Below are 13,989 nucleotides of genomic sequence, written 5' to 3' on the forward strand. Positions count from 1 at the left end.
GGCCAGGAGGCGAGGGGCGGTGGGCCCGAGGTGCGGACCGGCGGCCCGGGCGGGGGCTCTCAACCCGCCCGGACCACCGGCTGGCGAAATGCCTACCCGGGATGGCGGGAAGTATGCGCCACGGATGCGTTCTGCCCCGGCTCCGCCGGAATCGGCGCGCCCGGCACCGGCGTCCCGGCAGCCGGTTCGGCCACACCCGTTGCGGCCGAGGTCGTCCCGGCCGGGGGCGAGCCGGGCAGTGGCGCCCGGGCCGGGGTCGGCAGCAGCCAGCCCAGCACCTCGGTCAGCACCGTCAACCCGTCCCGGCTCAGCACCGACTCGGGATGGAACTGCACCCCGGCGTACGTCGGCCCGCGCAGCGCGTGCACCGCCCCGTCGGCCGGGTCCCGGGCCAGCCGCACCGGCCCGTACGCGGTGTCCCGCTCGTCGGCGTCGGCCAGCGCCGTGTAGCTGGAGTAGAAGCCGACCCGCGCCTGGCTGCCGAAGAGCGTGACGTCGCGGCACAGTCCCTGGTAGGGCGCGGTGCGCCGGTGCAGGGTCAGGCCGAGCCGGGCGGCCAGCACCTGGTGGCCCAGGCACACACCGAAGGTCGGTGCCCCGGCGTCGAGCAGCCGGCCGAGCAGGCCACGCAGGGCGACCATCTTCGGGTCGGTCGGGTGTCCCGGGTCGCCCGGCCCGGGGCCCAGCACCGTCAGGTCGGCGCCGGCCGGGTCGAACCTGCCCGCCTCGGCAACCTCACTCCAGGGGCGTACCGCCACGGTCAGGCCGAGCGACCGCAGTTGGTGCGCGAGCATGCCGGTGAAGGTGTCCTCGGCGTCGACCACCAGCACCCGCCGGCCGGTGAACTCGGGCCGGACCGTGGCACCCGGCGTCCGCTGCTCCAACCAGAACGGTGCCAGCCCGACGTTGCGGGCGGCCAGCGCGGCCCGTACCGCCGGGTCGTCGGCGAGCCGGACCTCCGCCGCCGGGGCAACCCCGCCGACCCGGCCGGACGTGTCGCTGCCCGGGGTGACGGGGCCGGACGTGTCGTCGACCGGTACCAGTGGTGGTTCGTCCGGGGTGACGGTGCCCGGACCGGGCTCCGCCGAGCCGGTCGGCTCCGGCCGGAGGCCGAGCGCGGTCAGCACCCCGGCCGCCTTGGCGTGCGTCTCGGCCACCTCACCGGCGGCGGTGGAGTGCCGGACCAGGGTCGCGCCGACCGGTACCCGGAGTTCCCCGGCCGGCGAGATCTCGGCGGTACGGATCAGGATCGGCGCATCCAGCGTCTGCCGCCCCGCCTCGTCGACCCCGAGCAGCGCCAGTACGCCCGCGTAGTAGCCCCGGCCGCGCCGCTCGTGCCGGGCGATCACCCGACAGGCGTTCTCCATCGGGCTGCCGGTGACGGTCGGCGCGAACATCGTCTCCCGGAGCACCTCCCGGACGTCGAGCGAACCCCGCCCGGCCAGCAGGTACTCGGTGTGGGTCAGGTGCGCCATCTCCTTCAGGTACGGGCCGATCACCTGCCCGCCGTGTTCGGCCACCGTCGCCATCATCTTGAGCTCCTCGTCGAGCACCATGTACAGCTCGTCGATCTCCTTGGGGTCGGCGAGGAAGCGGAGCAGGGCCTCCCGGTCCGGGGTACGGCCGGGATGGCGCAACGTGCCGCTGATCGGGTTCATCATCACCAGCCCCTCCTCCACGCTGACGTGGCGTTCCGGCGAGGCGCCGACCAGGATGCGGGTCCCGGTGTGGACCAGGAACGTCCAGTACGCGCCGCGCTCGCCGGTGAGCAGCCGACGCAGCGCGGCCAGCGCCGCCGGCAGTGCCGGACCGGCCAGGGTGCCCAGGTAGGAGCGGTGGATCACGAAGTTCGCGCCCTCGCCCCGGCCGATCTCGTCGGCGAGTACCCGGCCGACGATCTCCGCGTACTCGGGGTCGGGGATGTCGAAGCCGGCGTCCAGGACCGGTACCGGCACCTCGGGCAGGGCGGCCAGCGCCTCCGCCAGCGGCACCCGGTCGGGTTCGCCGAGGACCAGGCACTCCAGCGGGGCGCCGTCGTCGACGCAGGCGAAGCCCCGCTCGGCGATCTGCCGGTACGGCACCACGGCCAGGGTGCGCGGCCCGACCGGCCCGGCGGCCAGCGGGATGGCGGCGAGGTCGGCGACGGTCTGTGGCACACCGGTGAAGACTTCGAGGTTGGCGGCGCCGTCCCGGCGCAGCAGGGCGAACGGGCCGGGATCGGCACCGGTCGCGATGGTGCGGAGCAGGTGGTCGAGCAGGGTCATCGGAGTCGTCCCTCACAGCCGGGGGCCGTCCCGAAACGGTGGCCGGAAGGCGGGGGAGGAACGCTGACGGCCGCCGCGTGGGGCGGCCGCGTGGAAGAGCTACGCGCGGAGGTCGGCCGCCGGGATGGCGGGCCACCAGGAGTTGAGTCGCGCGAGCACGGAATGAGTCTAGGGCAACGGAGCCGAGCCCGGTGCCCCTTCGGGGTACCTGCCCACCAGGTGGTCACCCCGGGGCGAAGGGCCGTCCTTCCGGCCGGTACCGCGCCACTTGCCCTGGTCGGCGCCGGGGAACGGGTACGGTTTTCGTCGATGAGGATTCTCGCTCTCGACCTGGGTACGTCGTCGGTGCGCGGTCTGGTGCTGGACGCCGCCGCCCGGCCGCTGCCCGGTGCGCTGGCCCGTCGGCCGGCGCAGGTCACGATCGGGGGCGACGGCCGGGCCAGCCTGGACGGGCCGGCCTACCTCGATGCCCTCGTCGACTGCCTCGACGAGCTGTCGGCGGCGGAGCACCTCGACGGCGTCGAACTCGTCGTCGCCTCGGCACAGTGGCACTCGGTGGTGCCGCTGGACGGCGCCGGTGACCCGCTCGGCCCGGTGCTGACCTGGTTGGACACCCGCCCGATCGCGCCGCCTGGGGTGACCGGGCCGGTGGATGCGGACGACTACCACCGGCGTACCGGCACCTGGTGGCACCGGTTCTACTGGTCGGTGCGGCTGCCGTGGCTGCGGGAGCGGGCCGGTGGCGGCCGGATCCGCTTCGTCGGCCTGGTCGAGTACGTCTTCGGCACCCTGCTCGACGAGGCGGTCATGTCGATCTCCCAGGCCTCCGGCACCGGCCTGCTCGACCTGCGCCTCCTGGACTGGGACCGGGAGGCGTGCGAGCTGGCCGGGGTACGTCCGGGTGAACTTCCGACGCTGGCCCCACGGGACTGGCACGGCCGGCTCCGGGCCGAGTACGCGCGGCGCTGGCCGGCGCTCCGGTCCGCCCGCTGGGCACCGCCCAGCGGCGACGGCGCCGCCTCCAACGTGGGCTCCGGCTGCTACGACAGCCGGCGGGCGGCGGTCACCGTCGGTACCTCGGCGGCGGTCCGGCTGGTCCAGCGGGCCCCGGCCGGTGCCGAACTGCCACCGTTGCCGGAGCAGCTCTGGCGCTACCGGGTCGATCACGAGCACGTGGTGACCGGCACCGCCTTCTCCGGCGGCGGCAACCTCTACGCCTGGGTACGCCGCGAGATGAAGCTGCCGGACGGGCCGGAACTCGACCGGGCGCTGGCCCGGGTCGCCCCCGGTGACGGGGTGCCGGCCGATCCCCGGCTGGGCGGCGACCGTCCACCCGGGCTCGCCCGGGCCGGCTCCGGGGCCCTGGCCGGGCTGGGCTTCAGCAGCACGGCGGTGGACATCCTGGCCGGACTGATGGACGCGCTCTGCCGCGAGGTCGCCTTCGGTGTCGCGGCGATCGAGTCCACCCTGGACAAGTCGGTGCAGGTGGTCCTCGGTGGCGGGGCGGTCGCCGCGTCCGAGTGGTGGCGGCGGTGCTTCGCGGTCGCGCTGGCGCCGCGCGAGGTCCGCCACGTCCGGAATCCGGAAATCGGTGCGGTCGGCGCGGCTCTGCTGGCGATCGGTCGGCTCGACGGGGCGTCCGGACTCGAACGCATCGTCCGGACGGATGAGGACGAGTCGGCGACAGCGACAAGATCTGATCGCCCGCAGTATCCTTCGTGAGCTGTTGAGCCCCCCTGATCATTGACAGCAGGTCCGGGCCTGAATTGAAATAGCTCCGCTCCTTGGCGCGCCCCGCATCGAGGACGGTAGGAGGCATGGTGGCTGTCGCCCCGGACCCGTCACATGGCGCCGTCTCGCGTCACCGCCGGCGCCGTCTCGACGTCCGAGTGGTGCCACATCGCCGCAGGTCGCCGTTCCGGTTGCAGGACTGGCGGATGCGTACCAAGCTGGGCGCGGTCCTGGTGGTCCCGTCGGTCGCGTTCCTGGTGCTCGCCGGGGCGCAGACCGGTGCGCTGGTGGGCCAGGCCGACCTGCTCGACGAGTTCGCCGACCAGGTGACGGTGGGCCGCGAGATCACCGCGCTGGTGCACGAGTTGCAGCGGGAGCGGGACCAGACCGCCGGTGAGCTGGCGGCGCTCGGTGCCGGGGCGGCGTCGCCGGTCGAGCCGGGCCGCCCGTTGCCGGCGCTCGAACGGGTCTATCCGGTCGCCGACCGCGCGATCGGCCGCTTCCGGGAGGCCGCGTCGCCGCTGGCCACGGGGGAGGCATCGTGGCGGATCTCCTACGACCGGGTCGACGACGCCCTCGAACGGCTGCCGGAGGTCCGGGCCTCGGTGCCGGCGGCCGGCCAGAACCCCGACCCGGTGCTCGCCGAGTACGACCGGGCGATCGAGGTGCTGCTGGTGCTGCTCGCCGAGCCGTCGCCGGGCGCGGACCACGCCGACCTGACCGACGCGGTGCTGCGGTACGTCGAGTTCGCGCAGGTCAAGGAGATCAACTCGCGGATCAGGGGGCAGCTCTACGCCGCCGCCCGGGCCGGCCGCTACGACCAGACCGACCTGGTCAAGCTGGCCGACCTGCGGTCACAGCAGCTCACCGGGCTGGCCGGCTTCCGGCTCGCCGCCACCGACCAGCAGATCGAGCGGTACGACAACGCCTCGACCGATCCGAACTTCGTGGCGGCGGTACGGCTGGAGGAGACCACCTTCTCCGCCGGTGGCCGTACCGCGGCCGTACTCGAACCAAGTCGCTGGTGGACCATCAGTCAGCAGCGCGCGGACCTGCTCCGGCAGGTCGAGGCGGGCGCGGTCGACGACGCGGTGACGCTGGCGGACTCCCGCAGTGGTGAGCAACTGCGGCGCACCCTGCTCACCGCCGGTGGCGTACTGGCCGTACTGCTGGCCGCGATCCTCACCTCGATCGCCATCGGCCGGTCGGTGGCCCGGTCGCTGCGGATGCTGCGGGGCCAGGCGTTGCGGGTGGCCCAGGTCGAGCTGCCGGAGACGCTGGAACGGCTGCGTACGGTGGACCCGGTCGCCGCCGAGTTCGAGGTGCCGCCGGCCGACGTCCGGTCGATGGACGAGATCGGCGAGGTGGCCGAGGCGTTCGTGGCGGTGCACCGCAGCGCGGTGACGGTGGCGCTGGAGCAGGCGGTGATGCGTCGCCACGTCAACGCCATGTTCGTCAACCTCGCCCGGCGCAGCCAGGTACTCGTCGAGCGGCAGTTGGAGCTGCTGGACGATCTGGAACAGGACGAGAGCGATCCGGACCAGCTCGACAACCTGTTCAAGCTGGACCATCTCGCCGCCCGTATGCGACGCAACGACGACAGCCTGCTGGTACTCGCCGGCAGCGAGGCGACCCGGCGGTGGAACCGTCCGGTGCTGCTCTCCACGGTGATGCTCGCGGCGGTCGCCGAGATCGAGCAGTACCAGCGGATCCGGCACGACGTCGCCGACGGGTTGTACGTCGTCGGGCACGCCGTCGCCGACCTCGTGCACCTGCTCGCCGAGCTGCTGGAGAACGCGTCGTCGTTCTCCCGGCCGGACACGGTGGTGATGGTCGAGGCGTCCGGTCAACCGGACGGCGGTGTCCTGGTGGAGATCGTCGACCAGGGCCTGGGCATGAGCCCGAGCGCCCTGGAGCGGGCCAACGAGGTGCTCGCGGTCCCGCCGGACGCGGACGTCGCCGCGTCGGAGCGGATGGGTCTGTTCGTGGTCAGCCACCTGGCCGCCCGACAGGGCGTTCGGGTGGGGTTGCGGAGCACCGGGCAGGGTGGCCTGGTGGCGGCCGTACGGCTGCCGGTGAACCTGCTGGCTCCCGCCCCGGCGCCGGACCCGGCGAGTGGTCCGGGGCGGCGCATGCTCGAGGTCGTCGCGGGTGCCGTGGCCGGTCCGAACGGCGTTCACGCACCGGCCGGCCCGGCGGTCACGGCCGGCTCCGACGGTGGCCCGCAGCGACGCACGGCGCGCCGGGAGATGCCGACCCGGGCCGAGGACGTGCTCGGGCTGGCCTCGGGTGCCGGTGCCGGGCCGCCGAGCACCTGGTGGTCCCGGCAGGGCAAGGGGAGCGCGGCGACACCCCCGGCCGTGGAGGGCGCGCCGGCCGGGGCAGCAGTCGCCGGGAAGGCCCCGACCGGGGCGCTGGCCACCGGGAACGCCCCGCCCGCCGTGCCGGTGACCGGTGGCGTCAACGCCAACGGGCTGCCGATCCGGGTGCCGATGGCGCAGCTCCGGACGAAATCCGAGCCGGCCCGGCCCAGGGTGCCGGTCCAGCGTGAGGCGCCGGATCCGGAGCAGGTGGGCGGGATGCTGTCCCGGTACTACGGTGGTCTCCGGCGGGCGGAGGCCGAGGACACGATGGTGATACCCATGGCGCCGACCGGCGCGCGCACCGAAGAGGAGAAGTATTGAGCACGCTCAGTCAAGAGGCACGGGATCTGAACTGGCTGGTGAGCGGGTTCACGGAACGGGTGCCGGGGGTGGCGCACGCCATCGTCGTCTCCGCGGACGGACTGCTGATCGCGGTATCCGAACACCTGCCCCGGGATCACGCGGACAAGCTCGCCGCAGTCACCTCGGGGCTGTCCAGCATCACCACCGGGGCCGCCGAGATGTTCGACGGCGACATCGTCAAGCAGACGGTGGTCGAGATGGGTCGGGGCTATTTCCTGGTCATGCAGATCCGGGACGGTTCGATCCTGGCGACGCTCGCGGCCAACGACGCCGACATCGGTGTGGTGGGTTACGAGATGGCGAAGCTGGTCAAGGCGGCCGGCGAGATGCTGACTCCGGCACTGCGGGCCGAACTCCAGCAGGCGCTGCCCCGCTGACCGTCCGCGTCCGGTCGACGGGGCGACGGTGTGGCGTCGTCTCATGCCCGCCCGGCCTGGTCCAACCGGCTGAGCTGGGCGTCGAGCTGCCCGGCGAGCCAGCGTTCGTACTCGGTCCGCTCTGGGCTGTGCCAGCCCCGGGTGGCGCCTTCGATGCACATGACGAGATAGAGATAGATCGTGTAGAGGGTGAGTCGGCGGCGGGCCGTCGTCGTCAGTTCGAGTCGGCCGTGCCCGGCGGACGCGTAACCGGCGAGGATCTCCGGTTCGTCGTCCAGTTCGCGGAAGAGTGTCAGCGAGACCAGTTCGGCCAGCGGGTCGCCGAAGAAGGCCCGTTCGCCGTCGATCAGGCCGGTCACCCGGACGGTGCCGGCAGGATCGGCGGCGACGAAGACGTTGCCGTCCCACAGGTCGAAGTGGACCAGGGCGGGGCGGTCCACCTCGTCCAGGACGTCGGCGTGCCGGCGCAGCAGGGCGCCGATCCGATCCGGCGGGGCTGGCAGGGCACTGCCCAGCCGGATGGCGTCGGCGAGGATGTCGTCGACCATCGCGCCGAAGGCGGCCCGCCAGGACGGTTGCCAGCTTCTGCTGCCGCGCAGCGGATAGCCGTACGCGGGGCCGGTGACGGTGTGCAGGCGGGCCGCGAGTGCGGCGATCTCGCCGCGCACGGCGGCGAGTTGCGCCGGAGTCAGTTCGTCCCGGGTCCGGTGCAGGTCCGTCCCGGCGACCCGGCTGAGGAAGACGAAGTCGGTGCCGATCAGATCCCGGTCGAAATCGGCGTAGACCACGTCCGGCACGGCGGCCACCACCCGGGCGGCCCGGCGGTAGAAGTCGACCTCGGTACGCATCAGGTCGACCTCGTGGCTGAGCAGCTTCAGCTCGGGTGGCGGTGCGACCTTGAGCACCAGCTCGGTGCCGTCGCCGAGGGTGACGGCGTAGGCGGCGTTGTAGGTGCCGCCGGTGAGTTCCCGCCAGCCGTCGATCCCGACCCGCCCGCCGAAGCCGCGCTGGACCAGTGACGCCAGTTCGGTCTCGGTGACGTGCCGTCTGGTCGAACTCTCGATCTCCATGCAACCCCCTCGGCGGTGCGGTCGGGCGGCGGTGCCGGTGCCTACCCGAGTGGTGGCCGGTGTGCCGTTCGGGGTCAGATGCAGTTGTCGGCGATCACCCGTCGGTACCACTCCGCGCTGCGCTTGAGGATCCGGCGCTGGGTGGGAAAATCAATATAGATCAATCCCCAGCGCTGTTCATAGCCCTCGTTCCACTCGAAGTTGTCCATCAGCGACCAGACGTGGTAGCTCTCCAGCGGCACGCCGTCGGAGATGGCCCGGTGTACGGCCGCGAGATGGTCGCGGAGGAACGCGATCCGGTCCGGGTCGTCCACCGTGCCGTCGGCGCCGAGCCGGTCCGGGGTGGGCAGGCCGTTCTCGGTGATGGTGAGCGGGACGTCGCCGTAGTCCCGGGTCACCCGGGTCAGGATGTCGTACATGCCGTCGGGGAAGATCTGCTGCCAGCTCGCCTCGGAGGTCGGCCACTTGCGGATCGTGCCGCCGTCGGCGGTGACGTAGATCGGGGTGTAGTACTGCACGGCGAGCAGGTCCACCGGCGACGAGATGATGTTCAGGTCGCCGTCCCGGATGCCCCGGACCATCCGGTCGTCCGGCCCGAGGTCGTCCAGCACGTCGGTCGGGTAGGCGCCCTTGAAGATCGAGTCGAGGTAGAGCCGGTTCTCGTAGCCGTCGAAGAGCCGGGTGGCCTCGACCGCACCGGGGGCGTCGTCGGCCGGGTAGCAGGGGTGCAGGTTCAGCGCGGGGCCGATCCGGCTGGTGCTGCCGGTGGCGCGCAGCGCGCGTACCGCGAGGCCGTGCGCGAGTTGCAGGTGGTGTGCGACCAGGTAGGCGGCGGCCGGTTCGCGCAGGCCGGGGGCGTGGTGACCCTGGAGGTAGCCGTTCTGCACCACGGTCTTGGGCTCGTTGATGGTCAGCCAGACCGGCACGCTCGGGCCGAGTGCCTCGAAGACCGCCTCGGCGTAGTCGGCGAAGCGGTAGGCGACGTCCCGGGACTCCCAGCCGCCGATGTCCTGTAGCGACTGCGGCAGGTCCCAGTGGAAGAGCGTGGCCATCGGGGCGATGCCCCGGTCGTGCAGGCCGTCCACCAGGCGCCGGTAGAAGTCGAGTCCGCGCTGGTTGGGCGCGCCGGTGCCGTCGGCCTGGATCCGGGGCCAGGAGATGGAGAACCGGTACGTGCCGAGCCCGAGGTCGCGCATCAGGTCCAGGTCTTCGACGTACCGGTGGTAGTGGTCGGCGGCGACGTCGCCGGTGTCCCCGCCCCGGACCCGTCCGGGGGTGTGGCTGAACGTGTCCCAGACGGACTCGCCCCGCCCGTCGTCCTTGGCGGCGCCCTCGATCTGGTACGCCGAGGTGGCGGCGCCCCACCCGAAGCCGTCCGGAAAGCGGAGTCCGAGCTGCGCGTCCGGCGCCGTACGTCGCTCGTCGTCGGCCTCGGAGTCGGTGTCGCAACTCCCCAGCGTCATCCCGCCGGCCACGGCGCCGGCCGCGGTGCTCGTGGACAGGCGGGCGGCCGGAACGGCGCTGGCGGATAACGCGGCGCGGCGCAGCAGATGCCGCCGAGTCAGTACGGACATGCTGTCTCCTCGTGAGTGGGGCCCTCCGCATGATTCCCGGGAGCGCTCCCATGCAAGAGCGTAAGCGATCTACCGGGCTGTTGCGTATGGGTTGTTCGGATGGCAATGGCGGGTCTGGGCCTCGTCCATTGCCCGTCCCCACTGAACCTTTTTCAACCTGAACCGCACGGCGCTCGGGTGCCGCGTCCGACCTTGTGGTCCCCCGAAGCGCAAGGGGAGGTTGAGAAAGGTTCACTGCGCACCATGACCACGGCGACCGTTCGTCGCGTCGCGACGAGGCCGGTCGCCGTCTGAGGTGCCGATGACGCAGCCGGTCGACCGGTTCGGCGTCGAGACGCTGTACCGTTGACCGATTTTCCCGTCGTTGGCTGGGGGTTAGTGTGGGGACGGGGAGGGCAACCCCCGTCCCCAGCGTGAGTTACAAACACGCACGAGCGGAATTGGCGTCCAGGTCGTGCGTGCCGCGCGGGAGCCGGGCCACGCGAGTGGCTCTGGTTCCACCTCCTTCCGACGGTGGTGAGCTGGCTGGCGGCGGAGTCCGGGCTGGCCCGCCGTCAGCCCTGTGGCTGAGCGGTCGGCGGCTACGTAACATCTGGCGTAGCTCGCCCAACGGGGTCGATCGGTCCGGCGAGCCGGACCCTCGCAGCCCCGTGGTGGTGCGATCCAAGCTACTTACACCATCATCAATGGAAGCGCTCCCATCGACGTTGGTTGGACTGTAGCCCGCGTCACGGGTTTGTGAAAGACCCAAAATAAGATCGAAACATCGGGCCAACGTCGACGAAACTCCGTCGTGCTCCGCTCGATCGACTCTTCTCCCAGGTCAACGGCCATCTCCGATCGTCCGTAGTGGAGCTGGGCGCGGCTCCACTTGCTGCGGGAGCGCTCCCATGCAACACTGTCGAACTATCGCGGCAGGGAGCCACAAGCTGACGCGATCACGGGTCGCCAGGGCATCCGAGTTCCTCGGAACGGCACACCCGCACAGCTCCGGAGCCGCCACGTCCGGCGTCTCCTCCGGCGTCCGCCGACCCCGGTCCGGGACGGGTTGACCACCACCATTCCGGCGCCTACCCACCCACGCGCAACGCCCCCGCACCACACGCGCAGGAGGCGCCCCAGCCGCGGCAGTACCGCGGCCCGGTCCGCGAGGAGAAGTCACGAAATGAAGCTGAGGTTAGGAAGACGCCGACTGGCGATGGCCGCCGCCGGCATATTGGTGGTCGGAGGGGTTGCCGTCGTCCCCGGCACCGCCTACGCGGCCCCCGGATGCGACGTCACCTACACCGCCAACAGTTGGGGCTCCGGGTTCAGCGCGTCCGTGACCATCCGGAACGTCGGCGACCCGTTGACCAGCTGGAGCCTCGGATTCACCTTCCCGGGCAACCAGCGGATCACCCAGGGCTGGTCGGCGAACTGGACCCAGTCCGGCGCGAACGTGACCGCCACGAACGCGGCATGGAACGGCAACCTGGCCACCGGTGCCTCCACCAGCATCGGGTTCAACGGCTCCTACTCGGGGACCAACGCCAACCCGACCGCGTTCACCATCAACGGCAACCCCTGCAACGGCGCCCAGAACACCGCGCCGACCGTCGACATCACCAGCCCGGCCAACGGCGCGACCTTCACCGCGCCCGCCAACGTCACCGTCGCGGCGACCGCCACCGACGCCGAAGGGCCGGTCCAGCGCGTCGAGTTCTACCGCAACGGCCTGCTGGTCGGCACCGACACCAGCAGCCCGTACAGCTACACCAACAGCTCGCTGCCGGCCGGGAGCTACACCGCCCAGGCCCGCGCGTACGACAGTGCCGGGCTGAGCGGCATCGACGAGGTCTCCTTCACCGTCGGCGGCACCAGCCAGGCGAGCGTGGTCGTCCCGGCGACACTGTCGATCCCCGAGGGCGGCAACGCCGCGCTCAACGTCAGGCTCAGCGCCGCGCCGACCAGCAACGTCACCGTCAGCCTGGCCAAGACCGGCGACGCGGACGTGACGCTCGGCGCCAGCACCGCGACGATCACCCCGTCGAACTGGAACACCGGGGTCAACGTCACGGTCAACGCCGCGCAGGACGCCGACGACACCAACGACACCGCGACCATCACCGCCAGCGCCAGCGGGCGTACTCCGGGCACCACCCAGGTGACCGTCACCGACGACGAGGGCGGCGGACCGGCCGGCGAGTACGGCGAGGAGTTCCTGGAGCTCTACAACAAGATCAAGGCGCCGGCGAACGGCTACTTCAGCCCCGAGGGCGTGCCGTACCACTCGGTCGAGACGCTGCTGGTCGAGGCACCGGACCACGGTCACGAGACCACCTCCGAGGCGTTCAGCTACTGGCTCTTCCTGGAGGCCATGTACGGCCGTACCACCGGAAACTGGAGCCCGTTCAACAACGCCTGGCAGATCATGGACCGGTACATCATCCCGTCCGAGACCCAGTCGAACTACAACGCCAGCGACCCGGCCGACTACGCCCCCGAGGCGAACCGGCCGGACCTCTACCCGCAGCAGGGCGGCAAGCTGGACGCGAACGTCCGGGTGGGCCAGGACCCGCTGGCGGCCGAACTCCAGTCCACCTACAACAGCGGCCGGATGTACGGCATGCACTGGCTGCTCGACGTGGACAACGTCTACGGCTACGGTCGCTGCGGCGACGGCACCACCAAGCCGGCGTACATCAACACCTACCAGCGCGGCCCGCAGGAGTCGGTCTTCGAGACCGTTCCGCACCCCTCCTGCGAGACCTTCGCGGACGGTGGCCCGAACGGCTACCTGCCGCTGTTCATCGGTGACTCCTCCTACGCACAGCAGTGGCGCTACACCAACGCCCCCGACGCCGACGCGCGTGCCGTCCAGGCCGCGTACTGGGCGCTGAAGTGGGCCAAGGAGCAGGGCGCGCAGGGCCAGATCTCGGCCACCATCGCCAACGCCGCCAAGATGGGCGACTACCTGCGCTACGCGATGTACGACAAGTACTTCAAGCAGCCCGGGTGTGCCTCGCCGTCCTGCGCGACCGGCACCGGCAAGAACAGCGCCGCGTACCTGCTCTCCTGGTACTACGCCTGGGGCGGCTCGCAGGGTGGCAGCAGCAGTTGGTCGTGGCGGATCGGTTCCAGCCACAACCACGGCGGCTACCAGAACCCGTTCGCCGCGTACGCCCTCTCCACGGTGACCGAGCTGATCCCGCGGTCCTCGACCGCGCGGACCGACTGGGCCACCAGCCTCACCCGGCAGATCGACTTCTACACCTGGCTCCAGTCCGCCGACGGTGCCATCGCGGGTGGCGCCACCAACAGCTGGAACGGCGACTACAGCGCCCGCCCGTCCGGCGTGCCGACCTTCTACGGCATGGTGTACGACGCCAAGCCGGTCTACCACGACCCGCCGTCGAACCAGTGGTTCGGCTTCCAGGCGTGGAGCATGGAGCGGGTGGCGGAGTACTACCACGAGAGTGGTGACGCCCGGGCCAAGGCGCTGCTCGACAAGTGGGTCAACTGGGCGATCGCCAACACCACGGTGAGCGGTGCCAACTACCAGATCCCGTCGACGCTGAGCTGGAGCGGTCAGCCCGGTGGCAACTGGACCTCCGGCACCACCTCGGTGAACAACAGCAACCTGCGGGTCTCGGTGGTCGACCACACCCAGGACGTCGGTGTCGCGGGTGCGTACGCCCGTACGCTGATCTACTACGGTGCCAAGGCGAACCACCAGGCGTCCAAGGACACCGCCAAGGCCCTGCTCGACGCCGTGCTCCAGCACAAGACCGACAAGGGCGTCGCGGTTACGGAGACCAAGGCGGACTACAACCGCTTCGACGACACCTACAACTCGAGCACCGGTCAGGGTCTCTACATCCCGCCGGGCTTCTCCGGCACCATGCCGAACGGCGACCCGATCAACTCGAACTCCACGTTCCTGAGCATCCGCTCGTTCCTCCAGGACGACCCGGACTGGCCCAAGGTGCAGTCGTACCTGAACGGTGGCGCGGTGCCGACGTTCACGTACCACCGCTTCTGGGCGCAGATCGACGTGGCGATGGCACTGCACGACTACGACCGGCTGATCGGCTGATCCCGGTCACCAGACGGGCCTGATTCCCACGGTCAGGCCAACCGTGGCGGGCCCGGCCGGATTGGCCAACGCAGCGATCCGGCCGGCCCGCCACTCCCACTCCCACTCCACGGACAGCACACAGGGCGGCCACCACCGCCCACCGGGCGGGCGGCACCAGGGGGTGCCGCCC

Annotated in this window: 6 protein-coding genes and 1 pseudogene; 4 read left to right on the forward strand and 3 right to left on the reverse strand. The window is 71.5% G+C overall.

The genetic code is table 11. The features are described from left to right. Window positions 1-248 precede the first annotated feature (248 nt). Window positions 249-2,264, reverse strand: a pseudogene (locus Pen02_RS41790) (anthranilate synthase family protein); the annotation flags it as partial. A 309-nt stretch (window positions 2,265-2,573) separates the two neighbouring features. On the opposite strand from Pen02_RS41790, the gene Pen02_RS16075 reads away from it, so the two are divergent. From Pen02_RS16075 to Pen02_RS16085, 3 genes are all read left to right on the forward strand, one after another. Further along, a complete protein-coding gene (locus Pen02_RS16075) occupies window positions 2,574-3,986 on the forward strand; it encodes an FGGY family carbohydrate kinase (protein ID WP_203866867.1) in 1,413 nt (470 codons plus the stop codon). A 215-nt stretch (window positions 3,987-4,201) separates the two neighbouring features. Continuing rightward, window positions 4,202-6,679 carry a sensor histidine kinase gene (locus tag Pen02_RS16080; RefSeq protein WP_239140823.1) on the forward strand — a complete coding sequence of 826 codons (2,478 nt, stop codon included), beginning with the start codon at window positions 4,202-4,204 and terminating at the stop codon, window positions 6,677-6,679. Continuing rightward, window positions 6,676-7,098, forward strand: coding sequence for a roadblock/LC7 domain-containing protein (locus Pen02_RS16085; protein ID WP_203866869.1), 423 nt, complete (start codon window positions 6,676-6,678; stop codon window positions 7,096-7,098). Before Pen02_RS16080 ends, Pen02_RS16085 begins: the two co-directional genes overlap by 4 nt. A 41-nt stretch (window positions 7,099-7,139) precedes the next feature. On the opposite strand, the gene Pen02_RS16090 is transcribed toward Pen02_RS16085, so the two are convergent. Together Pen02_RS16090 and Pen02_RS16095 are read right to left on the reverse strand one after the other, a co-directional pair. Then, window positions 7,140-8,168 carry a phosphotransferase family protein gene (locus Pen02_RS16090; RefSeq protein WP_203866870.1) on the reverse strand — a complete coding sequence of 343 codons (1,029 nt, stop codon included), beginning with the start codon at window positions 8,166-8,168 and terminating at the stop codon, window positions 7,140-7,142. A gap of 74 nt (window positions 8,169-8,242) precedes the next feature. Beyond that, window positions 8,243-9,742 (reverse strand): GH1 family beta-glucosidase, encoded by a 1,500-nt coding sequence (locus tag Pen02_RS16095; RefSeq protein WP_239140825.1) that lies wholly within the window; start codon window positions 9,740-9,742, stop codon window positions 8,243-8,245. A 1,165-nt stretch (window positions 9,743-10,907) separates the two neighbouring features. Between Pen02_RS16095 and Pen02_RS16100 the strand changes: the two genes are divergently transcribed. Beyond that, window positions 10,908-13,817: a glycoside hydrolase family 48 protein gene (locus Pen02_RS16100; protein WP_203866871.1), complete on the forward strand. Its 2,910-nt coding sequence runs from the start codon at window positions 10,908-10,910 to the stop codon at window positions 13,815-13,817. The last annotated feature ends 172 nt before the right edge of the window (window positions 13,818-13,989 follow it).

Origin of the sequence: Plantactinospora endophytica, assembly GCF_016862915.1 — a bacterium.
GTDB lineage: Bacteria > Actinomycetota > Actinomycetes > Mycobacteriales > Micromonosporaceae > Plantactinospora > Plantactinospora endophytica.

Excerpts from the sequence above, each read along its gene's own strand:
- Pen02_RS16075 (WP_203866867.1), top strand. The coding sequence starts at position 2,574 with ATGAGGATTCTCGCTCTCGACCTGGGTACGTCGTCGGTGCGCGGTCTG.
- Pen02_RS16080 (WP_239140823.1), top strand. The coding sequence starts at position 4,202 with ATGCGTACCAAGCTGGGCGCGGTCCTGGTGGTCCCGTCGGTCGCGTTC.
- Pen02_RS16090 (WP_203866870.1), bottom strand. The coding sequence starts at position 8,168 with ATGGAGATCGAGAGTTCGACCAGACGGCACGTCACCGAGACCGAACTG.
- Pen02_RS16095 (WP_239140825.1), bottom strand. The coding sequence starts at position 9,742 with ATGTCCGTACTGACTCGGCGGCATCTGCTGCGCCGCGCCGCGTTATCC.
- Pen02_RS16100 (WP_203866871.1), top strand. The coding sequence starts at position 10,908 with ATGAAGCTGAGGTTAGGAAGACGCCGACTGGCGATGGCCGCCGCCGGC.